This is a genomic window from Pseudomonas sp. S2_B10, assembly GCF_054668425.1.
Window position 1 is genome coordinate 5,294,170 of the sequence record NZ_CP162768.1, and the last position, 24,966, is coordinate 5,319,135.

General features: G+C 60.5%; 25 protein-coding genes and 1 pseudogene. 10 read left to right on the forward strand and 16 right to left on the reverse strand.

Annotation, left to right across the window (positions count from 1 at the left end):
* Positions 1–325: 325 nt before the first annotated feature.
* The gene (locus tag AB4O45_RS23605; RefSeq protein ID WP_150742724.1) at positions 326–1,342 is read left to right on the forward strand and encodes an ABC transporter substrate-binding protein; all 1,017 of its coding nucleotides are present in this window, start codon (positions 326–328) and stop codon (positions 1,340–1,342) included.
* Between the two features lie 218 nt (positions 1,343–1,560).
* On the opposite strand, the gene AB4O45_RS23610 is transcribed toward AB4O45_RS23605, so the two are convergent.
* Together AB4O45_RS23610 and AB4O45_RS23615 are read right to left on the reverse strand one after the other, a co-directional pair.
* Positions 1,561–2,040: a copper chaperone PCu(A)C gene (locus AB4O45_RS23610; RefSeq protein WP_095179587.1), complete on the reverse strand. Its 480-nt coding sequence runs from the start codon at positions 2,038–2,040 to the stop codon at positions 1,561–1,563.
* Positions 2,040–2,645, reverse strand: coding sequence for an SCO family protein (locus tag AB4O45_RS23615; RefSeq protein WP_016774221.1), 606 nt, complete (start codon positions 2,643–2,645; stop codon positions 2,040–2,042). Before AB4O45_RS23615 ends, AB4O45_RS23610 begins: the two co-directional genes overlap by 1 nt.
* Before the next feature lie 273 nt (positions 2,646–2,918).
* Here AB4O45_RS23615 and AB4O45_RS23620 point away from each other — a divergent pair, with 273 nt between their 5' ends.
* The 3 genes from AB4O45_RS23620 to AB4O45_RS23630 all read left to right on the forward strand — a co-directional run bounded on the left by AB4O45_RS23620 (position 2,919) and on the right by AB4O45_RS23630 (position 4,949).
* Positions 2,919–3,845: a Gfo/Idh/MocA family protein gene (locus AB4O45_RS23620; RefSeq protein ID WP_460160633.1), complete on the forward strand. Its 927-nt coding sequence runs from the start codon at positions 2,919–2,921 to the stop codon at positions 3,843–3,845.
* A 129-nt stretch (positions 3,846–3,974) separates the two neighbouring features.
* Positions 3,975–4,604 (forward strand): isochorismate family cysteine hydrolase YcaC, encoded by a 630-nt coding sequence (ycaC, locus tag AB4O45_RS23625; RefSeq protein ID WP_016774235.1) that lies wholly within the window; start codon positions 3,975–3,977, stop codon positions 4,602–4,604.
* A 144-nt stretch (positions 4,605–4,748) separates the two neighbouring features.
* A complete protein-coding gene (locus AB4O45_RS23630) occupies positions 4,749–4,949 on the forward strand; it encodes a hypothetical protein (protein ID WP_016774226.1) in 201 nt (66 codons plus the stop codon).
* Positions 4,950–5,324: 375 nt separating this feature from the next.
* On the opposite strand, the gene AB4O45_RS23635 is transcribed toward AB4O45_RS23630, so the two are convergent.
* Positions 5,325–6,062 carry an SDR family oxidoreductase gene (locus AB4O45_RS23635; protein ID WP_095179590.1) on the reverse strand — a complete coding sequence of 246 codons (738 nt, stop codon included), beginning with the start codon at positions 6,060–6,062 and terminating at the stop codon, positions 5,325–5,327.
* A gap of 127 nt (positions 6,063–6,189) precedes the next feature.
* A complete protein-coding gene (locus tag AB4O45_RS23640; RefSeq protein WP_460161517.1) occupies positions 6,190–7,071 on the reverse strand; it encodes a helix-turn-helix domain-containing protein in 882 nt (293 codons plus the stop codon).
* 258 nt (positions 7,072–7,329) lie between these two features.
* On the opposite strand from AB4O45_RS23640, the gene AB4O45_RS23645 reads away from it, so the two are divergent.
* Together AB4O45_RS23645 and AB4O45_RS23650 are read left to right on the forward strand one after the other, a co-directional pair.
* The gene (locus AB4O45_RS23645; protein WP_056784713.1) at positions 7,330–8,094 is read left to right on the forward strand and encodes an SDR family NAD(P)-dependent oxidoreductase; all 765 of its coding nucleotides are present in this window, start codon (positions 7,330–7,332) and stop codon (positions 8,092–8,094) included.
* 173 nt (positions 8,095–8,267) lie between these two features.
* Positions 8,268–9,185: an AraC family transcriptional regulator gene (locus AB4O45_RS23650; protein WP_016774232.1), complete on the forward strand. Its 918-nt coding sequence runs from the start codon at positions 8,268–8,270 to the stop codon at positions 9,183–9,185.
* Here AB4O45_RS23650 and AB4O45_RS23655 read toward each other — a convergent pair whose 3' ends face one another.
* Both AB4O45_RS23655 and AB4O45_RS23660 read right to left on the reverse strand, forming a co-directional pair.
* The gene (locus tag AB4O45_RS23655; protein WP_041480605.1) at positions 9,186–10,115 is read right to left on the reverse strand and encodes a LysR family transcriptional regulator; all 930 of its coding nucleotides are present in this window, start codon (positions 10,113–10,115) and stop codon (positions 9,186–9,188) included.
* 94 nt (positions 10,116–10,209) lie between these two features.
* A complete protein-coding gene (locus tag AB4O45_RS23660; protein WP_041480604.1) occupies positions 10,210–10,920 on the reverse strand; it encodes an SDR family NAD(P)-dependent oxidoreductase in 711 nt (236 codons plus the stop codon).
* 265 nt (positions 10,921–11,185) lie between these two features.
* Between AB4O45_RS23660 and ycaC (AB4O45_RS23665) the strand changes: the two genes are divergently transcribed.
* Positions 11,186–11,815, forward strand: coding sequence for an isochorismate family cysteine hydrolase YcaC (gene ycaC / locus AB4O45_RS23665; protein ID WP_016774235.1), 630 nt, complete (start codon positions 11,186–11,188; stop codon positions 11,813–11,815).
* 190 nt (positions 11,816–12,005) lie between these two features.
* Here ycaC (AB4O45_RS23665) and AB4O45_RS23670 read toward each other — a convergent pair whose 3' ends face one another.
* The 3 genes from AB4O45_RS23670 to AB4O45_RS23680 form a co-directional block, all read right to left on the reverse strand.
* Positions 12,006–12,704 (reverse strand): tRNA (adenine(22)-N(1))-methyltransferase, encoded by a 699-nt coding sequence (locus AB4O45_RS23670; RefSeq protein WP_315435612.1) that lies wholly within the window; start codon positions 12,702–12,704, stop codon positions 12,006–12,008.
* 127 nt (positions 12,705–12,831) lie between these two features.
* Entirely contained in the window at positions 12,832–13,881 is a 1,050-nt protein-coding gene (locus AB4O45_RS23675) for an NAD(P)-dependent alcohol dehydrogenase (protein ID WP_071171871.1), read from the reverse strand.
* Positions 13,882–14,023: 142 nt separating this feature from the next.
* Entirely contained in the window at positions 14,024–14,251 is a 228-nt protein-coding gene (locus AB4O45_RS23680) for a hypothetical protein (protein WP_110645810.1), read from the reverse strand.
* A 164-nt stretch (positions 14,252–14,415) separates the two neighbouring features.
* Here AB4O45_RS23680 and AB4O45_RS23685 point away from each other — a divergent pair, with 164 nt between their 5' ends.
* Positions 14,416–14,625 (forward strand): hypervirulence associated TUDOR domain-containing protein, encoded by a 210-nt coding sequence (locus tag AB4O45_RS23685; protein ID WP_460160634.1) that lies wholly within the window; start codon positions 14,416–14,418, stop codon positions 14,623–14,625.
* On the opposite strand, the gene AB4O45_RS23690 is transcribed toward AB4O45_RS23685, so the two are convergent.
* The 5 genes and pseudogenes from AB4O45_RS23690 to AB4O45_RS23710 form a co-directional block, all read right to left on the reverse strand.
* On the reverse strand, positions 14,622–15,875 hold the full coding sequence (locus AB4O45_RS23690; RefSeq protein WP_460160635.1) for an NAD(P)/FAD-dependent oxidoreductase: 1,254 nt from the start codon (positions 15,873–15,875) through the stop codon (positions 14,622–14,624). The two genes, AB4O45_RS23685 and AB4O45_RS23690, sit on opposite strands and share 4 nt — an antisense overlap.
* Complete coding sequence (locus AB4O45_RS23695) at positions 15,865–17,457, reverse strand: aldehyde dehydrogenase (NADP(+)) (RefSeq protein WP_460160636.1); 1,593 nt, start codon at positions 17,455–17,457, stop codon at positions 15,865–15,867. Before AB4O45_RS23695 ends, AB4O45_RS23690 begins: the two co-directional genes overlap by 11 nt.
* Before the next feature lie 63 nt (positions 17,458–17,520).
* Positions 17,521–18,468 (reverse strand): dihydrodipicolinate synthase family protein, encoded by a 948-nt coding sequence (locus AB4O45_RS23700; RefSeq protein ID WP_056784739.1) that lies wholly within the window; start codon positions 18,466–18,468, stop codon positions 17,521–17,523.
* Positions 18,469–18,522: 54 nt separating this feature from the next.
* Positions 18,523–19,449, reverse strand: coding sequence for a 4-hydroxyproline epimerase (locus AB4O45_RS23705; protein WP_256808854.1), 927 nt, complete (start codon positions 19,447–19,449; stop codon positions 18,523–18,525).
* Positions 19,450–19,497: 48 nt separating this feature from the next.
* Positions 19,498–21,096: pseudogene (locus tag AB4O45_RS23710) on the reverse strand (APC family permease); the annotation flags it as partial.
* Positions 21,097–21,317: 221 nt separating this feature from the next.
* On the opposite strand from AB4O45_RS23710, the gene AB4O45_RS23715 reads away from it, so the two are divergent.
* On the forward strand, positions 21,318–22,088 hold the full coding sequence (locus AB4O45_RS23715) for an AraC family transcriptional regulator (RefSeq protein ID WP_110599539.1): 771 nt from the start codon (positions 21,318–21,320) through the stop codon (positions 22,086–22,088).
* On the opposite strand, the gene AB4O45_RS23720 is transcribed toward AB4O45_RS23715, so the two are convergent.
* Both AB4O45_RS23720 and AB4O45_RS23725 read right to left on the reverse strand, forming a co-directional pair.
* A complete protein-coding gene (locus tag AB4O45_RS23720) occupies positions 22,085–22,678 on the reverse strand; it encodes a LysE family translocator (RefSeq protein WP_353188065.1) in 594 nt (197 codons plus the stop codon). The genes AB4O45_RS23715 and AB4O45_RS23720 overlap by 4 nt on opposite strands.
* Before the next feature lie 54 nt (positions 22,679–22,732).
* Complete coding sequence (locus tag AB4O45_RS23725; RefSeq protein ID WP_460160637.1) at positions 22,733–23,569, reverse strand: AraC family transcriptional regulator; 837 nt, start codon at positions 23,567–23,569, stop codon at positions 22,733–22,735.
* A 1,028-nt stretch (positions 23,570–24,597) separates the two neighbouring features.
* Between AB4O45_RS23725 and AB4O45_RS23730 the strand changes: the two genes are divergently transcribed.
* The gene (locus tag AB4O45_RS23730; protein ID WP_056784752.1) at positions 24,598–24,894 is read left to right on the forward strand and encodes a hypothetical protein; all 297 of its coding nucleotides are present in this window, start codon (positions 24,598–24,600) and stop codon (positions 24,892–24,894) included.
* Positions 24,895–24,966: the final 72 nt, after the last annotated feature.

Sequence of the window (24,966 nt, forward strand, 5' to 3'; positions counted from 1 at the left end):
AAAAGGCCTGCTTGTCATCAAAGGGTCAAAAAAGTGTGGGTGATGATATCAAGGGCAGGAAGGCTGATCGGCTTTTTAAACCTGCGGCCGGCGATCCCCGAAACGGCGCGTGCCCATAGCGGGCGTGGGTTGTGGGAAGTAGTGCCATTTTTCCCGAGGGCAGTTTTTTGTTTCAGACTGTTGTAGGTTCATCCACTGCTCCTGAATTCCAGCAGCAGACGTCAAATCGCTCAGTGCTATCGATATGCGATAAGGATATTTAATTTCTGTTTTTTATAGCTATAAAGTCAGGCCTTTCAGCCCACCCCCATGCTGCGAGGTTGTCATGGCCACACCGTTCAAACGTTCTGCGCTGACTCTGTTGGCCGCTACTCTGGCAGCGGGTGCGCTGTTCAGTAGCGGCGCCCAAGCCGAGGGTAAGATCAGCATCGCCCAGCAATTCGGCATTGGTTATCTAATCCTTGATGTCGTGCGCGATCAACAACTGATCGAGAAGCACGGCAAGGCTCAGGGGCTGGACATCAAGGTCGACTGGAACAGCATTTCTGGCGCCACGGCCATGAATGAGGCGCTGCTCACCGGAGCGCTGGACGTCGTCTCGGCCGGCGTGCCGCCTATGCTCACAGTGTGGGACCGCACCAAGGGCAAGCAGAACGTCAAAGCCATCGCCGCGCTGGGGTCGATGCCCAATTACCTGCTGACCAACAACCCGAACATCAAAACCCTCAAGGACTTCAGCGACAAGGACCGTATCGCCGTGCCGGCCGCCGGCGTGGGTTTTCAGTCGCGCACCCTGCAGATTGAAACCGCCAAGGAGTTCGGCGACGACCAGTTCAAGAAATTCGATAACATTTCAGTCAGCCTGCCGCACCCGGACGCCACCGCCGCGCTGATCGCCGGCGGCTCGGAAATCAATTCGCATTTCTCCAGCCCACCGTTTCAGTACCAGGCTCTGCAAAACCCGAACGTGCATAAAGTGCTGAGCTCCTACGACATCCTCGGCGGCCCGGCGACGTTCAACGTGCTCTACACCACGGAAAAATTCCACGACGAAAACCCGAAAACCTACAAGGCGTTCTACGACGCACTGGCCGAAGCCGAGCAGATCATCAAAGCCGACAAGCCCGCCGCTGCCCAAGCCTACATCCGCGTCGAACAATCGAAACTGCCGCTGGCTCTGGTCGAGCAAATCGTCAAAGACCCGGAAATCGACTTCACCGTCGTACCGCAACGCACGTTTATATATGCCGAGAAATTGCAGGAACTGGGCGTGTTGAAGAACAAAGCGGCGAGCTGGAAGGATTACTTCTTTGAAGAAGCGCATGGTGGTGCGGGGAGTTGAGGGATTGGGCATCACCCGGAACTACTGTAGGAGTGAGCTTGCTCGCGAAAGCGGAGTTTCAGCCACAGATGAGTTGACTGGCCTGACGCCTTCGCGAGCAAGCTCGCTCCCACAGGTTTAGCCGCGTAAACCCTCTTCCGGGCAAAAAAACGGGGCGGCCCGATCATCGATCAGGCCGCCCCGTTTATGTGTCGGGCGAACAGTCTTTCCGTCAGCGATCAATGCATCTTGCTGTGATCGTGGCCGCCCATGTTGGTCAGCGCGCGGACCGGTGCCTTGACTTCAATGGTTTCTTTCTCGCCCTTGACGTTTTCCACGGTCAGGGTCAGCGGCACGCTGTCGCCTTCCTTCAACTGACCGGTCAGGCCCATCAGCATGACGTGGTAGCCGTTCGGGTCGAAGCTCACGGCTTTGCCGGCAGGCAGCTCAACGGACTTCACCGGGCCCATGGTCATCACATCGTTCTTCATGCTCATTTCATGAATCTGAACGTCCTTGGCCACTGGCGAGGCAACGCTGAGCAGCTTGCTGTCGCTGTCGGCAGTCACGGTCATGAACGCGCCGCTGGCGGACTGGGTCGGCACGGTGGCACGGACCCAGGCATCGTCGACTTTGGTCTGCGCCGACACCTGGAAGGCCAGGCCGAGCAGGGACAGTGCACATACGGTGCGTTTGAGGTGATTCAGAACGGGATGCATCAGCAGACCTCCATAACAGTAAGCAAATCTTCCGTGCACTCTTGGGCTGTCAGCGAAGTGGACAGGCCCAGGCGCAACTCACCACGCGAGTCGTAGACGTAGCTGGTGGACGTGTGGGAGATGGTGTAGGTGTCGCCGGCCGGGACTTTCTCGTAGAACACGTCGAATTCCTTGGCGGTGGCCTTGGTTTCCTCAAGTGTGCCGTACAGCGCGACGAAGCTCGGATCGAAGGCTTTGACGTAGGCGTCGAGGATCTGCGGCGTGTCGCGCTCGGGGTCAAGGGTGATGAACACCACTTGCAGGCGGTCGCCGTCGCGGCCCATGAGTTTCTTGATCTGCGCGGCGCGGGCCAGGGTGGTGGGGCAAACGGCCGGGCACTGGGTGAAGCCGAAGAAGATCATCGGCATCATCCCGCGAAAGCTCGACAGCGACATGGTTTCGCCTTCGGGGTTCTTCAGCTTGAAGGTGCGTCCGAGGATCTTGTCGCTCAGATCCTTGCCGTACTTGTACGACAGTTGGCCACGGGTGTCGCAACCGGCGAGCAGGCCGAGCCCGAGCACGCCCATTCCCGCAAGTACCTTGCGGCGAGTCAACAAAGCCGTCATCTAATACCGCCTTTTGCAGCCCGCCAGTCGGCAGGACTGGCGAGGGGTTAACCGTAAAAGCGCCGCATGATAGCAAACTGAGGCTGATCGCCGGCTGCCGATCGCCGCGCGGTGCCGGATCGGACGATAAAAGGTGTAAGAAGAAATGACGAATAAGCCATGCGTTCGCCGCGACCAAACTCGATTTAAATAGTATGACGATTGGAGGCGGGCGCAGAAACACGTACTCTTGCCGCTGCGCTGCAAAGACCAAAACAACAACAGGAGTCTGTAATGCAACCGATTCGTCTCGGCCTGGTGGGCTACGGCAAGATCGCCCAGGATCAACACGTTCCCGCCATCCTCGCCAACCCGGCGTTCCAGTTGGTGGCGGTCGCTACCCAGGGCAAACCTTGCGCCGGGGTGGAGAACTTCCAGTCGCTGGGCGAACTGCTCGAAAACGGCCCGACTGTCGACGCAATTGCGTTCTGCACGCCGCCACAGGGGCGCTTCGCACTGGTGCAACAGGCGTTGGCGGCCGGCAAGCACGTGCTGGTGGAAAAACCGCCCTGTGCGACATTGGGCGAGGCTATGGCCCTGGTCGATCAAGTCGCCGATCAAGGCGTCAGCGCTTTGTTCGCCTGGCATTCACGCTACGCACCGGGCATCGCCGCCGCCCGCGACTGGCTGGCCAGCCGCACCCTGCAAAGCGTGCAGATCGACTGGAAGGAAGACGTACGCAAGTGGCATCCGGGTCAGGCATGGATCTGGCAACCGGGCGGCCTCGGCGTGTTCGATCCGGGCATCAACGCTTTGTCGATCATCACCCACTTGCTGGCGCTGCCGCTGTTTGTCGAAGCCGCCGAACTGCGCGTGCCGAGCAACTGCCAGTCGCCGATTGCCGCCTCTATCAAAATGTCCGATGCGCGTCGGCTCGACGTGCGTGCCGAGTTCGATTTCGACCATGGCCACGATGAACTGTGGAGCATCGAAATTCGCTGCGTCGAAGGCGTCCTGCGTCTGGACAATGGCGGCGCGGTGCTAAGCATCGACGGCGTGAAGCAAAGCGTGTCGGAGGAGGGCGAGTACGCAGCGGTCTACCGCCACTTCCAGCAATTGATCAGCGACAAGGCCAGCGACCTCGACCTGCAACCGTTGCGCCTGGTAGCGGACAGTTTCTTTGTCGGCAGCCGGACTTCGGTTGAGCCGTTTTACGATTGAAGTGGATTGTCCGGTTTGAGTGGACGGTGAAACACTTTTCAGCCGATTTATCCCTTTGCTGTGCGTCAGTAATCTGTACCCAACTTGAACGCAACAACAAAACTCCAAACTTGAAAAGGGACGCACACCATGACCACTCCAACCTACAACCGCCTGAACAAAGACGACGCTATCGTGCTGCTGGTTGACCACCAGACCGGTCTGATCTCGCTGGTGCAGGACTTCTCGCCGAACGAGTTCAAGAACAACGTGCTGGCGCTGGCGGATCTGGCCAAGTTCTTTGACCTGCCAACCATCCTCACCACCAGCTTCGAACAAGGCCCGAACGGCCCGCTGGTACCGGAGTTGAAAGAGATGTTCCCGGACGCGCCGTACATCGCTCGCCCAGGTCAGATCAACGCTTGGGACAACGAAGACTTCGTCAAGGCAATCAAGGCCACCGGGCGCAAGCAGATCATCATTGCCGGTGTCGTAACGGATGTCTGTGTAGCGTTCCCGACCCTGTCGGCGCTGGCGGAAGGTTTTGATGTGTTTGTGGTGACTGATGCGTCCGGCACCTTCAACACCACTGTTCAGCAAGCCGCGTGGAGCCGCATGACTCAGGCTGGCGCGCAGATGATGAACTGGTTCTCGGTGGCCTGTGAGCTGCACCGCGACTGGCGCAACGATATTGAAGGTCTGGGTAACCTGCTGTCGCAGCGTATTCCCAACTACCGCAACCTGATGAACAGCTACTCGGCGCTGACGCAGCAGAAGTAAGCCTCCCATCCAAAGCTAAAGCCTGCCTCGAAAGCAGGCTTTTGCGTTTTCTACAGAACGCCGTTCGTCCATTGCCGGGCACTTGTCACGCGCCGGCATTTCACACGTTCAGGTACCTATCGCTGAATCACATCGGAGACCGACATGGACATTGATGAAAACGCACCGGGCAACCAGTCGCAACAAGCCGTGACGCGCACCACCGACAACGAGACGGGGCACGATCCCAAGCGGGAAAATCCCGAGGTGCCTTTGCCGCCGGACGATGAGGCACCGGTCGAGGAAGATATGTCAGATGTGGATGCGGCCAACTCGGTGTCAACCGAACATCCGCCGTCACGCTGATCGAGCGATTTAATCGATGCCTCCCACTCTGGAATTAGAGTGAGAGGCTCTCCCGCGCACCCTTATGCAGTTCAGTCACCGACATCGTGAAAACCAGTATCGACCGGCCAGGGTTGGAATATCCGTGCGCTAAATCCCCGGTGGGAGCGAGCCTGCTCGCGAAGACGGCGACACATCCAGCATCTTTGCCGACTGACCCGCGCTTTCGCGAGCAGGCTCGCTCCCACAATGTTCCGTGTTGACCAATGATTTGGTGGTGCCACGACCCCCTGTGGGAGCGAGCCTGCTCGCGAAGACGGCGGTACATTCAACATCATCCTCGACTGACCCAGCGCTTTCGCGAACAGGTTCGCTCCCACAGATTCACTCCTGGTCTCAGTAAGGGCTCGCGGTCGGGCGCACGATCAGTTCGCTGACGTCGACATCCGCCGGTTGTTCGACGGCATACGCAATTGCGCGGGCGATGGCTTCGGCGGGGATGGCGATCTTGCGGAATGACTTCATCTCTTCGCGGCCGCCTTCATCGGAAATGCTCTCGGCCAGTTCCGATTCAGTCACGCCCGGTGCGATGACGGTGACGCGGATATCGCCACCGACTTCCTGGCGCAAGCCTTCGGAAATCGCCCGTACGGCGTATTTGGTCGCGCAGTACACCGCCGCAGTAGGGCTGACCGCGTAAGCACCGATCGAGGCGATGTTGATGATCTGCCCGGCGCGCTGGCGCTGCATCAACGGCAGACTGGCGGCGATGCCGTGGAGTACTCCACGGATGTTGACGTCGATCATGCGGTTCCACTCATCGACCTTCAACGCATCCAGCCGTGACAACGGCATGACCCCGGCGTTGTTGACCAGCACATCGACGCGGCCGTAATGCTCGACGGCGAAATCAACGAAGCGCTGCACATCCTGCTGATCGGTGACGTCCAGTGCGCGGAACTGCGCGTGGCCGCCGGCGCTATTGATCCCTTCGGCAATCACTGCCAGACGCTCGGTACGCCGAGCCCCCAACACCACTTTGGCGCCACGTTCGGCGAGCAGGCGTGCGGTGGCTTCGCCGATGCCGCTGCTGGCTCCGGTAATCACGATCACTTTGTCTTGAATGTTCAGCATGATGTCGTCCTCTTCTGTGTGCCCGTGAGTGGGCCTGGAAGAAGATTAAGTGCGGCGGCTCATGGGCTATTAATCGATTCCTCCTCGGGATTTGCCCAATTCTGCTGCATCGCTTTTCGCCAGGTTTTCAGGCTCCGCGTGGCGCGTCCCGGTAGGCACTCGGAGTGACCCCGACTTCACGGCGGAACACCTGGGAAAAGTGGCTGGGGCTGGAGTAGCCGACTTCCAGGCCAATGTCGATCACGCTGCGTGCGGTCTCCAGCAACAGATGACGCGCGCGGCTCATGCGCAGGCGGATGAAGTATTGCGAGGGCGATAAACCGGTGGCGCGCTTGAAGGTGCGGCTGAAGTGGTAGTCGCTCAGCTCAGCGACTGCGGCCAGATCACCGAGGCTGAAATCTTCCGGCAGATGCGCATTCATGGCTTCGATCACCCGGCGCAGTTTGTAGGCGGGCAGGGCGTTGTCGCGGCGCGGGTTGCTGTCGGGGTCGAGATAATGACGCAGCAAATGGATCGCCAACGCCTGGGCCAGACTGTGCACCAGCAGTGCACTGGGATGGCGCTGTTCGGTCAGTTCGATGCGCAGTTGCTCAAGGATGAAGCTGACCTGCTCGTCACGCGCACCGGACACGTCGACAAACGTCACTGCACCGGCCTGTTCGCCGAACGCTTCGCGCGCCGCGTGTTCGATCAAGCCCAGACCAAGATAAAGGTGCATGACTTCGAAGACCTCGCAACCTTCGGTCTGCCAGCGCATTTCATAAGGTTCGCGGGTGTTGGTCAGGAAGAAGTCGCCCGCCGTGACCTGGCTCGCCTGCCATTCTCCACCCAACGAGCGTTCTTCGACCCGGGCAGTGCCGGCCAGTACCAGCACCAGCAGCGGTTCGGCCACGCACGGCACGCGGATCGGCTCAAGCAGGGTTTGATGGCGGAACAGCTGCACCACCGCATCCTTGATCTGCGGCCGCGGCGTGGTCGTTTCCGCAACACCGGGCAGATGCTCCGGCATGGCTTCGGCGGCGATGCGCGCGGGCTGGCTGATTGTCGGTGTAGCGGGGCTGGAAGAGGGCACAGGACGCTCCATGAAAAGCTTCGGCTGCGAATGATTTTGAAGGTTAGGGCGGGCGAACGAGAAACTCCAGCGCAAAACCCCGACAGTCCCGGCAATCACCCGAAAGCCCGGCGGCGGACAGTGCGCGACAGTGAAGCCGTGTTCACGACCGCGCCATCAGGCGCAACACCGATTCGCTATCGAGGAGTTAAAACCATGACTGATTTCAACCACACCCTGCCCCAAGAAGTCGCCGGTAAAGTTGCACTGGTCACTGGCGCGGCCAGTGGCATCGGCAAGGCGATTGCGCTGATGCTGCACGCTCGCGGCGCCAAGGTGATTGCCGAAGACCTCAACCCGGCTGTCGAAGCACTGGCTCGTCCCGATCTGGTGCCGCTGGTGGCGGACATCACCGAGGACGGCGCCGCCGAACGTGCTGTCGGCCTTGCCGTCGAGCAGTTCGGGCGTCTGGATATTCTGGTCAACAACGCCGGGATCATCATCAACAAAGCCGTGATCGACATGAGCCGCGACGATTGGGAAAAAATCCAGGCAGTCAATGCCACGGCCGCCTTCCTGCACTGCCGCGAAGCGGTGAAAGCGATGATCCCGAACAAATCCGGTGCGATCGTCAATATCGCTTCCTATGCGTCGTACTTTGCGTTTCCGACCATTGCCGCTTACACCGCCTCGAAAGGTGCGCTGGCGCAACTGACCCGTACGCTGGCCCTGGAAGTCATCGAGCACGGCATTCGCGTCAACGCCATCGGCGTCGGCGATGTGGTGACCAATATCCTTAATGATGTGGTCGAGGACGGCCCTGGCTTCCTCGCACAGCACGGCGAAGCAGCGCCAATCGGTCGGGCGGCGCAGCCGGAAGAGATCGCCGAGATCGTGACCTTTCTGGCCTCCGACCGCGCCAGTTTCATGGTCGGCTCGGTGGTCATGGCCGATGGCGGCATGACGGTAACGGCAGGCTGATAGCAGTGCGGCAAACCATGGGCACGTAAGAAGATGTGCCCATGGTTTACCCCGATCTGACCGACGCAGAATCAGGCAAATCTGCAGCATCTTTGATCTAGTCGCCGCTGGGTAAAACTGGCTAATCTTCCTGGGCAGTTGACCCACCTTCGTCTGCTTTCGAGGCCCTTTGCATGGATAACCACGACGCTTCCATCCTCCACGACACGGCGGTGTATCGCGCCGAGCTGGTGCGCCTGCTGACCCAGCGCTTTGATGCGCCGGGCACCTACGAAACCGCGATTGCGCCGCTGCACGTGATCCGTCTCGATGGGCCGTCCGAGCTGATCCATGTCGTGCACCGCCCGGCGCTGTGCCTGATCGTGCAGGGGCGCAAGGAAGTCGGGCTGGGCGACGAACGTTTCCTCTACGACCCGTTGAATTACCTGGTGGTGTCAGTGACGTTGCCGGTGTCGGGACGGGTGATCGAAGCCTCGCCCGAGGCGCCGTATTTTTGCGTACGGCTGGATTTCGATCCGGCGCAACTGACGCAACTGATTGCCGAGTCGCCGCTGACCGGCATGCCGCAAGACGCCGGGCGCGGCATGTTTCTCGACAAGATCGACGTGACATTGCTCGACACCATGCTGCGTCTGGTGCGCCTGCTGGATAATCCGCGCGACATCGGCATGCTCGCGCCGATGGCGTTGCGCGAGCTGTATTACCGCCTGCTGCGCGGCCAGCACGGGCATCTGCTGTATGAAATCGCCGTCAACGATTCGCAGACCCATCGGGTCACGCGGGCCATCGACTGGCTGAACAAGAATTTCACTGAACCGCTGCGCATCGACGCGCTGGCGCAGGTGGCCAATCTGAGCAATTCGGCGCTGCATCACCGCTTCAAAGCCGTCACCGCCATGAGCCCGCTGCAATATCAAAAACAGCTGCGCCTGCAAGAGGCGCGGCGGCTGATCATCAATGAAGGGCTGGACGTCTCGAGCGCCTGCTACCGCGTCGGCTACGAAAGCGCCTCGCAGTTCAGTCGCGAGTACAACCGCCAGTTCGGCTGCCCGCCGTCCAAGGAGCTCAGCCGCCTGCGTCAGACCGGCTGATTACCTCGGGAGTCCCGCCCATTCCTCACGAAACCCCAGCAGAAAATCCACAAACGCCCGCACCCGCTGCGGCACGTAGCGGCCGTGCGGGTAGAGCAGGGTGTAGGGGCGCGAACGTCCGGCGTACGGCTGCAGCACTTCAATCAGGCGGCCATCGGCGAGTTCCTGCTCGACGATGAACCGGTAAGTCTGAAACAGCCCGGCGCCGTGCTTGGCCAGCGTCACACCGCCGAGCACATCGTCGGAGCAGGAATAGCCACCGTCGGAAATCACTTCCAGGTCTCGGCCGTTTTCCTGAAACAGCCAGGAAATCCGCCGCCCGCTGCTGGGCAATTCGAACTGGATGCACTCATGCGCAATGAGATCGTCGAGGGTCTGCGGCGTGCCGGCTCTATGCAGATATTCGGGGGCGGCGACCACCACCAGGGCGGCGTCTTCCAGCAGGCGCGCGATCAGGGTCGAGTCCGGTTGCGCGCGTACGCGTATCGCCAGGTCGTAGCCTTCTTCAACGAAGTCGATATTGCGATTGCCCAAGTGCACGTCGACCGTGACCTCGGGGTACAACGCACGAAATTTCGGCAGCAGCGGCAGGATGCGGTGATGCCCGTAGGTGGTTGGCAGGCTGATGCGCAGTCGACCCGACGGCGAAGTCTGTGCGCCCATGACTTCCTGCTGCGCTTCGACCAGTTGCGTCAACGCCTGGCTGCACTGTTCGAAGAAGCTGCGGCCGGCGTCGGTGAGGCGGATGCTGCGCGTAGTGCGGGCGAACAGTCGCGAACCCAGGCGTTGCTCCAGACGCAGAATCGACCGGCTCACCGCAGCGGGCGTGACCCCGGCCAGTTGCGCAGCGGCGGTGAAGCTGCCGGCTTCGGCGGCCAGGCAGAACAGTTCGATACTGCCTAACTGCAAATCTTCAAAATGGCGTTTCATTGTGGCTCGCACCGAGGATCGACGGACGTTCATCCTCTGTGTACCACAACCAACGACGCCGCCGGTATCCACCGGCGGCGTTGCAGGGTTTCGATCAATGGCCGGCGCTCTGGCCACCGTCGACATGCAGGATCTCGCCAGTGACGAAATTCGCCCCGTCGAGGTAGAGGATCGCTTGCACGATGTCGTCGATTTCCCCCATGTGGCCGACCGGGTGCAGGCTGCCCAGCGCCTGATGGGTTTCCTCGGCGTGCATCGGCGTTTTGATGATGCCCGGCGATACCGCGTTGACCCGAATGCCACGCTTGGCGTACTCGATCGCCAGGGATTTGGTCGCGGCGTTGATGCCACCTTTGGTCAGCGACGCCAATACCGAAGGCACGCCGTCGATTGCATGATCGACCAGGCTGGTGGTCACGCTGACGACGTGGCCGTTGCCGTGTTTTTCCATCTCGGCGATGGCCAGTTGCGAGATGTAGAAGAAGCCGCTCATGTTGGTCGCCACGACCTGGGCATAGTCCGCCTGGCTGTAAGCGGTGAACGGCTTGGCCAGAAAGATCCCGGCATTGTTGACCAGCGTATCGACGCGACCGAAGCGGGCGACGGCGGCGCGAATCACGCGCTCGGCGGTTTGCGGATCGGCAATGTCGCCGGCAACGGTCAGGACATCCGGGTCACTCGACTCTTTGATCGAGCGCGAGGTTGCGACCACTTGATGGCCAAGGGCGCGAAAGCCTTCGACCAGACCTGCACCAATGCCTTGCGAGGCGCCGGTGATGACAACTACTTTTTTCGATGTGCTCATGATGATTTCCTCTGTCGCTGGCCCGTCAGGATGGCGGGTGGCTGTTGGAGGAGACTTTAGGAAGTTGCGTGGAGTTGATAAATGGGGGCTGAGGAACATCATTTGTACTGTGGTGTATCTAATCAGAGCGGGCCTCGAATGATTGTCCGGTTTGAGTGGACGGTGAAACGCTTTTCAGCTGATTTATCCCTTTGCTGTGCGTCAGTAATCTGTACCCAACTTGAACGCAACAACAAAACTCAAAACTTGAAAAGGGACGCACACCATGACCACTCCAACCTACAACCGCCTGAACAAAGACGACGCTATCGTGCTGCTGGTTGACCACCAGACCGGTCTGATCTCGCTGGTGCAGGACTTCTCGCCGAACGAGTTCAAGAACAACGTGCTGGCGCTGGCGGATCTGGCCAAGTTCTTTGACCTGCCAACCATCCTCACCACCAGCTTCGAACAAGGCCCGAACGGCCCGCTGGTACCGGAGTTGAAAGAGATGTTCCCGGACGCGCCGTACATCGCTCGCCCAGGTCAGATCAACGCTTGGGACAACGAAGACTTCGTCAAGGCAATCAAGGCCACCGGGCGCAAGCAGATCATCATTGCCGGTGTCGTAACGGATGTCTGTGTAGCGTTCCCGACCCTGTCGGCGCTGGCGGAAGGTTTTGATGTGTTTGTGGTGACTGATGCGTCCGGCACCTTCAACACCACTGTTCAGCAAGCCGCGTGGAGCCGCATGACTCAGGCTGGCGCGCAGATGATGAACTGGTTCTCTGTAGCCTGTGAGCTGCACCGCGACTGGCGCAACGACATCGAAGGTCTGGGTAACCTGCTGTCGCAGCGCATTCCCAACTACCGCAACCTGATGAACAGCTACTCGGCGCTGACGCAGCAGAAGTAAGTTCACCACCCACGAAAAAGCCTGCTTTTAACAGCAGGCTTTTTTTTCCGACGGCTGCGGCCAACTTGGTTGCTCTGTAGCTTGACCCACCGCTTTCGCGAGCAGGCTCGCTCCCACAGTTGACCGTGTTCCCTCAGGAGAAATGCAATTTCCTGTGGGAGCGAGCCTGCTCGCGAAGACGGCGGCACAGTCACCCGAGCAATTCACTGATCCACTGCATCTCTTGCTTCAGCGCAAGAATTTTGTCCTCCGGCAGCGCTTGTTGCGCTCGCGTAAACTGCCCCAACGTCTTCTGCCGCTGCTTCAGCCTGCGTTGCCATTTGTGCAGAAATGCCGGGCAGCGCGCCTGCATATGCAGCGGTCCGAAAAACAGTTCCCTGGCATCGTAAGTCACCGGATCAGAACCGCGCTCGGCAACGATAATTTCGTAGTCGAAGCGATTCTCGTGCAGCACCTCTTCACAGACGATGCGGTAGCCGTTATCCATCAACCACTGGCGCAGCGCTTGCTCGCCGCCGTTGGGTTGCAGGATCAGCCGTTCGTCGCCATTGAGGTGAGCTTTGCCGTTCTGGAAAATATCGCGAATAGTTTCGCCGCCCATGCCGCACAGGGTGATGGCGCTGATGCCGTCGTCAGGCCTGATCGCCGCCAGACCATCGGCCAGACGCACGCTGATCTGGCCGTGCAGGTCGTTGTCATTGACGGTGCGTTGCGCCGCGTGGAACGGCGTGCGCGCGACCTCGCCAGCCACCGCCGCTGTAATCAGGCCTCGGCGCATCAGGGCAACCGGCAAATAGGCGTGATCCGAGCCGATATCCGCCAGCCGCGCGCCGACCGGCACGTGGGCAGCGACGCGCTCCAGGCGCATGGACAATGTCTGTTGGTTCAATGGCGACCCCGTTCACCCAGCGGTGGAAAAAGGGGTGCGACTCTGGCGAGCAACGCTGACGCTGTCAATTGTGCAGGTGAAATCCCCGAACCATCGGCAGCATTGCGCTGCCGATGGGCGCTTGCGCTTAGCCGGCGAGCGTTGCGTTGTCGATGACGAAGCGGTATTTCACGTCGCCCTTGAGCATGCGCTCGTAGGACTCGTTGATCTGGTCGGCGCGGATCAACTCGATGTCGGAAACGATGCCGTGCTCGGCGCAGAAATCAAGCATTTCCTGAGTCTCGGGAATGCCGCCGATCATTGAACCGGCAATGGTGCGGCGCTTGGTGATCAGGTTGAACACGTTCGGCGACGGATGCGGCGATGCGGGCGCTCCGACCAGGGTCAACGCGCCATCGCGCTTGAGCAGGACGAGGAAGGCGTCGAGATCGTGCGGCGCTGCGACGGTATTGAGGATGAAGTCGAAACTCTTGGTGTGTGCCGCCATTTCTTCGGCATTGCGCGACACCACCACTTCGTCCGCACCCAGCGCCTTGGCCGCTTCGCGCTTGGATTCGGAGGTGGTGAAGGCGACGACATGGGCGCCCATGGCGTGGGCCAGTTTGATGCCCATGTGGCCCAGGCCACCGATGCCGACCACACCGACTTTCTTGCCGGGGCCAGCGTTCCAGTGGCGCAGCGGCGAGTAGGTGGTAATGCCGGCGCAGAGCAGCGGCGCGACGGCGGCCAATTGCGCCTCGGGATGACGGATGCGCAACACATAGCGCTCGTGCACGACGATGTTTTGCGAATAGCCGCCGAGGGTCCAGCCCGGTGCGTCCGGGGTCGGGAAATTGTAGGTGCCGATCATGCCGTCGCAGTAATTTTCCAGACCGGATTCGCAGTCATCGCAGTGCTGGCAGCTGTCGACGATGCAGCCGACACCGACCAGATCGCCGACCTTGTAGTTTTTGACGTGATCGCCAACCGCCGAGACGCGGCCGACGATTTCATGGCCGGGCACGCAGGGGAATTGCGTGCCAGCCCATTCGGCGCGCACCTGATGCAGGTCGGAATGGCAGATGCCACAGAAGGCGATATCGATCTGTACGTCGTGCGCCGCCGGGGCACGGCGGTTGATCTGCATCGGCTCAAGAGGTTTGTCGCCAGCGTGGGCGCCGTAGGCTTGTACGAGCATGTGAGCATCCTCCATGGGGTTGTCGGACGCCCATTGTTGCGCCTGGGTCGGAGCGCGAGGTAGTGCATTTCTGTGAAATGCTTGCCTGATTCTGCTGTTGATTGCGCAACCGAAAGGCAGCCGTATGGCTGCCGTTTCAGGCTCAACGCGGATTGGGCTGGTCGTCCATCTCGGCGTTATCGGTTTCCTGACGTACCCGCTCCGGATCCAGACCGGTGTCGTCATCATCCAGCGGGATTTCGCCTTCGTTGTCGGGTAGCTCATCGATGCCGCGTTCCTTCATCGGATCGACCTCGGTACGCCCCGGACTCAGCGGGTCGGGCGTGGTTGGGAGCGGATCGTCACCTTGCTTGCCTTGATCGTTATTCATCTCACACCTCGTCATGGCCGTTTTCTACGGCTTGTGCAGGTTGGAGGTGCGGGTGATTTTCGCCGTTCGATTTTTTTGCCTGCCTTCGGTCGCCTCGCAAAAAAGCGGAATTTCTCCGACGCGCGCGGCTCCATAAACCAACAGCCAGAGGCGAGGACGCAATGATGAGCAGTTCATTCAAAGTCGGCGAAGCGGTGCGCTGGAATTCCGAGGCCGGCGAGATCCACGGCAAAGTGGTCAAGGTGCACACTCGCGATACCGAGTTCATGGGCCGCCACCGGCCGGCTTCGAAAGACGCGCCGCAGTACGAGGTCAAGAGCGACAAGACTGGCCACGTGGCCATGCATCACGGCGACGCGCTGAAGCACGCTTAGAAACGTGCCAGTCGGTAGGCGTCGACACTCGGCAGCGCGAGAGCCGCGCCTGAGACCATCTGCCCGATCAATTCCGCCGTCAGCGCCGCTTGAGTCAGGCCCAGATGCTGATGACCGAAGGCAAGCAAGACCTTGCCGTCGCAAACCTGATCGATCACCGGCAGCGAATCCGGCAGCGACGGGCGAAAGCCCATCCACGGTGTCGCGCCATCAGCCTTCAGGTCCTTGCGAAACAGGCCTTGGCTCAAACGCTGCAACTGCCAGGCGCGCGCCATGTTCGCTGGCCGCTCCAATCCGGCGAATTCGACCGTGCCGGCCAGGCGCAGCCCATCGCGCATCGGCGTCATGATGAATTTGCGTTCCAGCGAGGTGACGGGGAAGGGCAGGCGATCATGCTCGTGCGGCAGCATCAGGTGATAGCCACGTTCGGTGTCCAACGGTACTTGCTTGCCGGTCAGCGCGGCAGTCAGTTTCGCCGAATGCGCACCGCAGGCCAGTAACACGCGGCTGGCCTTCACACCGCCGTTGCCCGTTATAAATATGACGCCGTTTTCCTGCACGTAGCCGCCCTGAACCTGCTGCTGGAGAAAACTCACGCCGCTGCTGCGAGCCGCTTCGACCAGTGCGCAGACCACCCCATAGGGATCAAGGAAATGCCCGGTGCGCGGGAAAAACAGTCCGCCCTGAATCTGTTCGCTGAGCTGCGGCGCCGTTTCGCGGATCGCCCCCGCCTGCCAGTAATCCACCGGCACCTGCTGCTGATTCAGGCGTGCCTGCAAGGCTTCGAGGGATTGCCGCGATTCAGGTTTTTCGAAGACCAGTAACGAGCCGTCAACCTTGAGCAGATCCGGGCGCTGGATATCGCTGAGCAAGCGCTGCCACGCATCCAGGCTGCTTTCATTGAGTGCGCGCAAGCCGGCGACGGTTTTCTGAAAAGGCTCAGGCCGCAGATTCAGCAGCAATCGGGTAAACCACGGCAGCGCGCGCGGCAGGTATTTCCAGTCCAGGCGTAGCGGCCCCATCGGGTCCATCAGCATGGCTGGCAAGCGCTTGAGGATCGACACGTCTGCAATCGGAAATACCTGCTCGGTGGCCAGATGCCCGGCATTACCGAACGAAGCGCCATGCCCCGGTTCCTGCTGATCGATGACCACCACGCGCAAACCCTGGCGGGCCAGGCGCAGTGCGCAAGCCACGCCAATGATCCCGGCGCCGACCACGGCGATGTCGTGCGAAGGGTTATTCGCCATGGTGTGTCGCTTCCCGTTGGCCATCGAGCAAGCGCCGAAGGTTGAGCGGATTGGTCTGTTGCAGCGCCGTCGGCAGCAAGCTGTCGGGGAAATCCTGATAGCACACCGGCCGCAGGAAACGCAGGATCGCCGCAGTGCCCACCGAGGTGCTGCGCGCATCCGAGGTCGCCGGGTAAGGCCCGCCATGGACCATCGCATCGCAGACTTCCACGCCGGTCGGCCAGCCATTGACCAGCAAGCGCCCGGCCTTGCGCTCGAGGGTTGGCAACAACGTGCGCGCCAGTGCAAGGTCGGCGTCGTCCATGTGCAAGGTCGCGGTCAGTTGACCTTCCAGATGTTCGCAGACCTGACGAATTTCCTCGTCACTGCTGCATTGCACGATCAGCGCTGTCGCGCCGAAGACCTCGGCTTGCAAGCTTTGATCGGCAAGAAAATCCGCTGCATCGGTGCTGAAGACATGCGTCTGACACTGATTCGGGGCGCCGCCGACTTGGCCAACCGCTACCGCGCGTGCACGGGGATTGCCTTGCAGAGCGGTCACGCCTGCTTGATAGGCGCCGAAGATACCGGGCGTGAGCATGGTTTGCGCCGCGCTGCGCGGGATCAGTTCCGCTACCGCGCCGAGAAACCCGTCGAGCGCCGGGCCTTTGCGGGCAATCAACAATCCCGGGTTGGTGCAGAACTGCCCGGCGCCCAGTGTCAGCGACGCGACAAATCCTTCGGCCAACGCCTGCGCCCGATTTTCCAGCGCGGCAGGAAACAGCACTACCGGGTTGATCGAGCTCATTTCCGCATACACCGGAATCGGCTCCGGCCGCACTTGCGCGGCTTTCATCAAGGCCAGTCCACCAGCCCGCGAGCCGGTGAAACCAGCGGCTTTGATGCGCCAATCACTGACCAATGCGATGCCGACTTCGTACCCCGAATCGAACAACAAGGAAAACACGCCTTCGGGCAGAGCGCAGGCCCTGACCGCTTGCGCGACTGCGCGGCCGACCAGTTCGCTGGTGCCGGGATGCGCGCTGTGCGCCTTGACGATCACCGGGCAACCAGCCGCCAATGCCGCAGCGGTGTCGCCACCGGCCACGGAAAATGCCAGGGGAAAGTTGCTCGCACCAAACACCGCGACCGGCCCCAGGGCAATCTGCCGCTGGCGCAGGTCGGAGCGCGGCAGTGGCTGGCGTTGCGGTTGCGCACTGTCGACGCGCACATCCAGCCATTCACCCGCGCGCACCGTACGGGCGAACAGGCGCAATTGCGAGCAGGTGCGGCCACGCTCGCCTTGAAGGCGTGCAGGTGGCAGACCAGTTTCGGCGTGGGCGCGTTCGATCAGTTCATCGCCAAGGTTTTCGATGTGCTCGGCAATGCTTTCGAGAAATGCCGCACGGCTGCTCAGGCTGGTTTCGCAATACGCGTCTAGCGCCGCCCAGGCCAGGGCGCAGGCTTGTTCCACCTGTTCGGCTGATGCCCCGGCGTACTGCGGTTCAAGTGCCTGGTTGGTCGCCGGATCAATCGCGCGAAAGGCTGGACGATTACCGGTCACGGCTTGCTGGCCGATCAGCATGTTGCCCGTCAGAGTCATGGTGTCTTCCTGTGAAATGAGCGAGGCCTGCCGCGAATCGTGATGACTCGCAGCAGGTGGTGGTCAGGCGAAATTCTGTTCGGCAGACCAGTTTTCATACCAGTGACGGAACAGCGAATACTGCTTCTCGGCATAGCGCCGTTGCGAGTCGCTCAGCGCATCGGTTTCGTTGAAGTGCAGGGTGTATTCCTTGTCGCCGTTGAGCACCATCAAGTGCTTGTAATACAGCACCAGATCACAGCCTTCGTCGAACGATGACAGCACTGCCAATGCCGATTCCAGCTCCCGCGCCTGACGTCGGGCCTTGGCATCGCCTTGCGCGGCCTGCTTGCTCAGCGCGACCAGTTGCAGCACTTCGCGAGGAAGGGCGTTGCCGATACCGGTGATGGCGCCGGTAGCGTTGCAGTTGACGAAACCGTGCACCACTTGCGTGTCGACACCGACCATCAGGGTCACGTCATCGTCCTTGGAGGTGATGTTCTCAGCCGCGTAGCGCAGGTCTGCGCCCCCACCAAATTCCTTGAAGCCGATCAGGTTCGGGTATTCGCGACGCAGTTCGAAAAACAGATCGGCGCGGGTGGCGAAGCCGTAGTAAGGGCTGTTGTAAATCACCGCCGGCAAGTTCGGTGCGGCTTGCAGGATGGCAGCGAAGTGGGCCTTTTGCGCCGTCGCCGAAGCACCACGGGACAGCACGCGCGGAATGACCATCAAGCCTTGCGCGCCGACTTTCGCCGCATGCGCTGCGTGGGAAACCGCTTCACGGGTATTCACCGCACCAGTGCCGACGATGGTCGGCACCCCGGCGGCGACCAGGCGCGCCACACCTTCCTGACGCTCGGCTTCAGTCAGCAGCGGCCAGTCGCCCATCGAGCCGCAATAGACCACGGCGCTCATGCCGATATCAATCAGCTCGCGTCCCTTGCTCACCAGCGCATCGAAGTCCGGTTTGCGCTGGGCGGTGCACGGGGTCATCAGGGCCGGCATGCAACCGGTGAAGATGTTGTCGCTCATGGTTTAACTCCTTGGCATTTCGTTTTATTCGAGGGAAAAAATCGGCGTGGCGGCTCAGATGCCCCACGCGAACGGGTCGCTGTCGTCGATCAGCAAGGTGCTGTCGGCGGTCATGTAGGCGCGGCCGGTGATGAACGGGCGAATGCGTTCACCTTCCCATTCGAAGCGGCCTTCGAACTGGCTGCCGGTGATGCTCGCCTGTATCCACGGTGCGCCCGGTTGAAGCTTGTCGTCGGCTGCCAGGCAGGCAAGTTTGGCGCTGGTGCCGGTGCCGCACGGTGAGCGGTCGTAGGCTTTGCCGGGACACATGACGAAGTTGCGGCTGTCGGCCTGATCGTCATCGGCGAACAATTCGATGTGGTCGATGACCGCACTGTCTTCGCCGAAGATGCCCTGATCTTCCAGCGCCTTGAGCATGGCCCAGGTGTACGCGGTCAGGTGTTCGACGTTGTCCATGGTCAGGGTCTGGCCATGCTCGGAAACCAGAAAAAACCAGTTGCCGCCGTAGGCGATATCACCGACTACGCGACCAAAACCGGGCACGTCCACTGGTACCTGTTTGCGATAACGGTAAGCGGGCACGTTGCCCAGAGTGACCGAGCCATCGTCGTGCAGCGTCGCGCTGACTTGCCCCACCGGTGTGTCGATCTTGTGCACGCCCGGCTGGATTTTCCCCAGATGCTGCAACGAATTGATCAGGCCAATGGTGCCGTGGCCGCACATGCCCAGGTAGCCGGCGTTGTTGAAGAAGATCACCCCGCAAGTGGCGTCCGCCGATACCGGTGGGCAATAGAGCGCGCCGACCAGCACGTCGTTGCCGCGTGGCTCGAGCAGACAGGCGCGCCGCCACTGATCGTGCTGGCTGCGCAGGGCATCGCGTTTCTCGGCCATGTCGTTGCCGGACAACTCGGGAAAGCCGCTCATCACCAGTCGTGTCGGCTCGCCGCCGGTGTGGGAATCGATGACGTGTACTCGTTTCATGGAGAGATCCCGTTGGATGATTTCAGTAGGCGCCGGCAGGGCGGGGGTGACGGTGGACGAGGGCGCAGGGCTTTCGCTTTCTTCGTCCTCTTCGTCCAGGCGCAGCAGATGGGCAGGCACGCCGGTTGCTGCACCCCAGTAGTAAATGCCGGTGGCGCAAGCGGCGACGACGATCGTGTCGAACGGATGCGCGAGGATGCCCAGGCCACCGAAGGTGCCGAGTTTCGACAGCGCGATGGTCACCGCGTAGAAGGCGATCAGCCACGCCGATGAACTCACCTGACGCGCCAGGCTCAGGTGAGCGGTGGGCACAAAGCGGCCACAGAACAGGTAGATGACAAACATCAGGATTTGCAGGCCGAGCAGCCACGACACGGTGTTCCAGCCCGACCAGTAAACGATCAGCGCGGCGATGATGAACGACACCGGCCCAAGCAGGCCCATGCTCTTGACCCGGAACGGGCGCGGCATGTCCGGCGCATTGCGCCGCAACGCCGCAACCGACACCGGCGCCACCGCATAGCTCAACACCAGCGCGGCGGAGACCACGTTGATCAGCGCTTCCCACGACGGGAATGGCAGGGTCCAGAACACCGACAGGGCGAAAGTCAGCCACAGCGCCGGACGCGGGATGCCGGACTTTTCATCGATGTGGGTGAAGACCTTGAAGAAGGTGCCGGTCTGCGCCCAGCCGTAGATCACTCGCGGCGTGGCGTTCATGTAGATGTTGCCGCAGCCACTCGGCGAGATCACCGCATCGGCGACCACCAGATACGCCAGCCAGCCCACACCGAGCGCCAGGGCGATGTCGCGATAGGGCAGGGCGAATTCCTTGCTGATACCGGCCCAGCCGTTGGCGAGCATTTCCGTCGGGATGCTGCCGAGAAAGGCCATTTGCAGCAGCACGTAGATCAGGGTCGACAGCAGTACCGAGAGAATCAGCGCGATGGGAATGGTGCGCTGTGGATTCTTCACTTCGCTGGCGACGGAAATGATCGGCGTCAGGCCCAGATAGGCAAAGATGATCCCCCCCGCAGAGACGGCCATCTCCACGCCGGACAGGCTGAATGGAGCGAATCCCTGAACCTGGAAGTTCTCCGGTTTGAAGAAGGTGAACAGCACGCCGATCACCAGCAGCGGCACGATGAATTTGAACACGCTGACCAGATTGTTGGCCTTGGCGAACGTCTTCACGCTGCGGTAGTTGAGTAGGAAAAACACGCAGAGCAGGCCGAACTGCACCAGCCAGCCGAGGATCGTCGGATCGCCACTGCCAGCCTTGGTCAGACCGGGAAACCATGCCGCCGCGTATTGGCGCGAGGCGACCACTTCGATCGCCACCAGACTGGAAAATGCAATCAGCGTAATGAAGCCCATCAGGTAGCCGAGCAGCGGGCCGTGGGAATAAACCGGGTAGCGCACCACGCCGCCAGCACGGGGCAATGCCGCGCCCAGTTCGCAGTAGACGATGCCCAGCAGCAACACGGCGAAACCGCCCAGCAACCAGGAAAAAATCCCCGCCGGTCCGGCAATCGCCGAGACATGGCTGGCGGCGAACAACCAGCCGGAGCCGAAGATCGCGCCGAGTCCGATAAAGGTGAGGTCGATCAATGAAAGCTGTTTTTTGAACTTGCCTTGGCCTGACATGGCATCGCCTTCTTGTGAGTTATTGGATAGGCAGTTGTGTCACGGGGACGAGCAGACTTTGCACCGCTCGACAGTGGCGGCGATTGATGTTTTATGCCGGGATCGATGACGAATTCAGCACAATGGCGCCGATGAATGCGCGGCCTCGACAGGGCCGCGACGTTGCTGCAATCTGCTGGCGAGTGACATTTGCGGTGGTTCAACTCGAGGGGAAGTCTTTGATGCAGTCAGCGTTTTCGATCCTGTGCCAGGGCACTGACGGCTTGCGTGCGCAGACCCTCGAAGAGATGGTCGCGGGTGCCGCGCAGCTGTTGCCGATACTCGATGTGATCCCCAACGCGGCGATCTTCATCAAGGATCTGCAAGCGCGCTATGTGCTGGCCAACCGCACGCTGGTGCAGCGTTGTGGCTTGAAGGACCTGCGCCCGTTGCTCGGCAAAACCAGTGCGCAGGTGTTCCCGGCGCAGTTGGGGCCGGGCTATACCGAGCAGGATCGCAAGGTGCTGGAGGAAGGTTTCGTGTTGGAGGATCAGCTCGAACTGCATCTGTATGGCAGTCGCGAACCGGGCTGGTGCCTGACCCACAAGAGGCCGATCTACAACCGTGACGGGACGATCATCGGTCTGGTGGGGATCTCGGTGGATCTGCAGTCAGCCAGCGAAACCCATCCGGCTTTCGAGCGCCTGGCGGCGGTCGATGAATACATTCGCGGCAACTTCAATCGGCGGGTGACGCTGGGTGAACTGACGCGGATCGCCGGGATTTCCGTGGCGCAACTGGAGCGCTATTGCAAACGCGTTTTCCACCTGACACCACGGCAGATGATTCAGAAAGTCCGCCTGGAACATGCGCATCGATTGCTGCACAGCGACTTGCCGATCACCGAGGTGGCGCTGCAATGCGGCTACACCGATCACAGCGCTTTCACCCGTCAGTTCAAGGCCTCGACCGGGTTTACACCACGCGAATACCGGCAAGCCACCGGGCATTAGACCAACACGGCCAGCCAGGCCGAGAGCAGCAGAAGAAGGGCCAGTGCCGCGTTCATGCGCTTGAACGCCTGCGGTGAGCTGAGCAACCGCGTGCTGCCAACGCCGAGCAATGCCCAGAGCGTCATGCACGGCAACGACACCAGCAGAAACGCCAGCGACAACACCAACAGGCGCAGCGTCTTGTCGCCGCCGCCGACGAATACGCTGACCACCGCCACAGCCATCATCCACACCTTCGGGTTGACCAATTGCAGCAGCGCCGCGCCGAATACGCTCAAGCTTTGTTCCTGCGATTTCGGGTCCAGGGATGGCGGCGGACTGCGAAAGATCTGCCACGCCAGCCAGCTCAACCAGAGCACGCCAGCCCAAGCCATGGCTTGCTGCACGCGCGGAAAGCGCAGCAGGGTTTCACCAGCACCGAGCCCGACCACCAGCACGATCAACGCGGCCGCCGCACACGCGCCAAAAATGATCGGCAGCGTGGCAATCAATCCGCGCCGCGAACTGTGGCTCAACACCAGAATATTGGTCGGCCCCGGGGTGATCGAGGCAACGAAAGCAAACAGCAGAAAGGGCAGTAAAGAAGCCATGGTGCAAATTCCTGAAAGTCGAAACAGGACACCATGATCGTCAGACGGAGGGCGTCAGTCTGGAAGATTTGAGCAGCGTTTGCGGTAGTCCGCCGGGGTCAGTTGATAGGCGCGTCGGAACCAGCGACCGAGATGACTCTGATCGGCAAAACCGAGCACGCTGGCCACCTGCGCTGGCGTCTCGCCGCGCGCGAGCAATTGCCGCGCCTTGGCCAGGCGCAACTGGATCAGATAGGCGTGGGGTGCCAGACCGAAAGCGGCCTTGAACGCGCGGGTCAGGCGAAAGCGATCAACGCCACAGGCTTGCGCTAGGTCGTCGAGGCCGATGTCTTCATAAGTGTGGGCATGCAGATAGTCCCGCGCGACCTGCGCCACCAATGGCAGGCGCGGATCGAAGTGCTGACGCTTGCGCCAGTCGAGGTGGCGGGTGAGGGACGCCAGCAGGCCATCCAGCGCAGTCTGCCGGACGATGCGCAGATCGCCGTCATGCAAAGCATGGAAGGCTTGCACGATCGCCGCCGACAGGCGCGGATCGTGGCTCAGGGTGTCGGCAAAGCCTGGCTGACTGTCGGCGGGCGCCTCTTCGAACAGCGCGTGCAGTTCGCGCTCCAGCCAGTGCGGATCGAGATACAGCATCGAGTAGGTAAAGCCATCCTCCGTCGGCGCATGGCCGTCGTGGATTTCACCCGGCTCGAGCAGAAACACGTGCCCCGGCGTACTGCGATGACGCACCCGGCGGCAGTTGAATTGCTGGACGCCTTGCTCGGTCACTCCGACGAGAAAACTGTCATGCCAGTGTGGATCGTAGGCATGCCCACGGAAATGCGCACGAATCGACTCGATCCCGGTATCGACATCCTGGGAGAGAGAGATCCAGTTGCGTTTGTCCATGGGAGGACTCCATAGGGCGGTTGAGCAGGGGCGTTTCCAAAATACCGCGTGGAGGAGGAGATTGTTTAGAAGATTTGTGCAGGTGCGCAGGGGGGATCAGGTCAGGCAATGTGCCTTGGATGGGACCAGAAAACGCAGACGAAAAAAAACCGCCTTCGCGGGGCGGTTTTTCATGCCTCGGTTTGGAGCCGAGGCCGTGTGCATCACTAGCCACACCAACATGTCCGCGCATGGTATTGAGTTTCTCCCGTCAGTGCAACGAAGTTTTAGCGTGGTGTGCGAGGTTTTTTCGGAACGTCCAACGCATGTAACTGAATTCAGGTCTGTCAATAAACATTGTCAGAAATACGGTTTTACAAAGGTTCAGGCGTAGCCGCAGAATAACCTTGGCTACTCGGGTTTTCTCTTCTGATTTCTGCGTTAAGATGCCTGCGCTCATCTTGTTGGTAGAGCAGTGAGGTTTGGCTGGGGGCGCAAAAGGTTTCACGCCCTCTGACGCGGATTCGCACCTGCGCCGGAATGTTGTCTCGGAGGTATTTCAACCGGCCGCCTCACTAGCCACACCAGCATGTAGGCTGAAGGCACGCATGGTCCGGTAAGTTTGCTGGAGGTTTGGCCGCCAGCCCTGGAGGCCAAAACGTATGAAGCTTTTGCTGCGTACGCTGAGCCTTGTATGGAGATTGTTGAAAGCTTTGCGCTTTTACGAGTTCCTGCGAGATCACTTTGACGACTTGAAATAAGGGTCGTCTGAGTGGGAAAGACCCGTTTCGGTTTCGATCGATTCGGGTCTTTTTTTTGCTTGCGTAAAGCTGTCAGAAATACGATTTGTCAGTTTTGTGCTTTAGACTTTGTAGGGCGTTTCGTCTGGACGCGTAAGCACCAGCTTAACGGTTAGGTAAGCAGCTGCTTTTACTCAACTCATCATTGATTGCGTCAATAACAACCATTAAGTCAATGAAGTTCTCATATCCACGGTGCAGCGTAAGATCGGCTCCATACCCAACCACTGCACCTCGGAGCACATCATCATGAAACGCCAGACTATCCTCGGTATCGCTTTCTCGGTTTTTGCACTGAATGCCTTCGCCGCCACCGAAACCGACCCACTGTTCAGCGACGCGATCGCCTCCACTCAAACGGACCGCTTGTTCAGCGACGCAGTAGCCGCCACCGAAACCGACCCGCTATTCAGCGACGCAGTTGCCGCCACCGAAACCGATCCACTGTTCAGCGATGCAGTAGCCTCTGACGGTTCCGATCATCTGCAAGGCAATCGGGTCGCCGAAGGTGGCGCTGACCGTCTGCTCGAACGTCGCACCGCTTGAGCGCAACCATGAGCATCGATAGCGAATGCCGCCTCAACCACAGGCGGCATTCGTTCTGTTCATGCATCAGAA

Coding starts and splice junctions, on each gene's coding strand:
- AB4O45_RS23705 (WP_256808854.1), bottom strand. CDS start 19,449: ATGAAACGAGTACACGTCATCGATTCCCACACCGGCGGCGAGCCGACA.
- AB4O45_RS23690 (WP_460160635.1), bottom strand. CDS start 15,875: ATGGCGAATAACCCTTCGCACGACATCGCCGTGGTCGGCGCCGGGATC.
- AB4O45_RS23635 (WP_095179590.1), bottom strand. CDS start 6,062: ATGCTGAACATTCAAGACAAAGTGATCGTGATTACCGGAGCCAGCAGC.
- AB4O45_RS23605 (WP_150742724.1), top strand. CDS start 326: ATGGCCACACCGTTCAAACGTTCTGCGCTGACTCTGTTGGCCGCTACT.
- AB4O45_RS23655 (WP_041480605.1), bottom strand. CDS start 10,115: ATGAAACGCCATTTTGAAGATTTGCAGTTAGGCAGTATCGAACTGTTC.
- AB4O45_RS23610 (WP_095179587.1), bottom strand. CDS start 2,040: ATGCATCCCGTTCTGAATCACCTCAAACGCACCGTATGTGCACTGTCC.
- ycaC (WP_016774235.1), top strand. CDS start 3,975: ATGACCACTCCAACCTACAACCGCCTGAACAAAGACGACGCTATCGTG.
- AB4O45_RS23675 (WP_071171871.1), bottom strand. CDS start 13,881: ATGCTCGTACAAGCCTACGGCGCCCACGCTGGCGACAAACCTCTTGAG.
- ycaC (WP_016774235.1), top strand. CDS start 11,186: ATGACCACTCCAACCTACAACCGCCTGAACAAAGACGACGCTATCGTG.
- AB4O45_RS23630 (WP_016774226.1), top strand. CDS start 4,749: ATGGACATTGATGAAAACGCACCGGGCAACCAGTCGCAACAAGCCGTG.
- AB4O45_RS23620 (WP_460160633.1), top strand. CDS start 2,919: ATGCAACCGATTCGTCTCGGCCTGGTGGGCTACGGCAAGATCGCCCAG.
- AB4O45_RS23715 (WP_110599539.1), top strand. CDS start 21,318: ATGCAGTCAGCGTTTTCGATCCTGTGCCAGGGCACTGACGGCTTGCGT.
- AB4O45_RS23650 (WP_016774232.1), top strand. CDS start 8,268: ATGGATAACCACGACGCTTCCATCCTCCACGACACGGCGGTGTATCGC.
- AB4O45_RS23685 (WP_460160634.1), top strand. CDS start 14,416: ATGAGCAGTTCATTCAAAGTCGGCGAAGCGGTGCGCTGGAATTCCGAG.
- AB4O45_RS23615 (WP_016774221.1), bottom strand. CDS start 2,645: ATGACGGCTTTGTTGACTCGCCGCAAGGTACTTGCGGGAATGGGCGTG.
- AB4O45_RS23660 (WP_041480604.1), bottom strand. CDS start 10,920: ATGAGCACATCGAAAAAAGTAGTTGTCATCACCGGCGCCTCGCAAGGC.
- AB4O45_RS23725 (WP_460160637.1), bottom strand. CDS start 23,569: ATGGACAAACGCAACTGGATCTCTCTCTCCCAGGATGTCGATACCGGG.
- AB4O45_RS23720 (WP_353188065.1), bottom strand. CDS start 22,678: ATGGCTTCTTTACTGCCCTTTCTGCTGTTTGCTTTCGTTGCCTCGATC.
- AB4O45_RS23695 (WP_460160636.1), bottom strand. CDS start 17,457: ATGACTCTGACGGGCAACATGCTGATCGGCCAGCAAGCCGTGACCGGT.
- AB4O45_RS23680 (WP_110645810.1), bottom strand. CDS start 14,251: ATGAATAACGATCAAGGCAAGCAAGGTGACGATCCGCTCCCAACCACG.
- AB4O45_RS23645 (WP_056784713.1), top strand. CDS start 7,330: ATGACTGATTTCAACCACACCCTGCCCCAAGAAGTCGCCGGTAAAGTT.
- AB4O45_RS23700 (WP_056784739.1), bottom strand. CDS start 18,468: ATGAGCGACAACATCTTCACCGGTTGCATGCCGGCCCTGATGACCCCG.
- AB4O45_RS23730 (WP_056784752.1), top strand. CDS start 24,598: ATGAAACGCCAGACTATCCTCGGTATCGCTTTCTCGGTTTTTGCACTG.
- AB4O45_RS23640 (WP_460161517.1), bottom strand. CDS start 7,071: ATGCCGGAGCATCTGCCCGGTGTTGCGGAAACGACCACGCCGCGGCCG.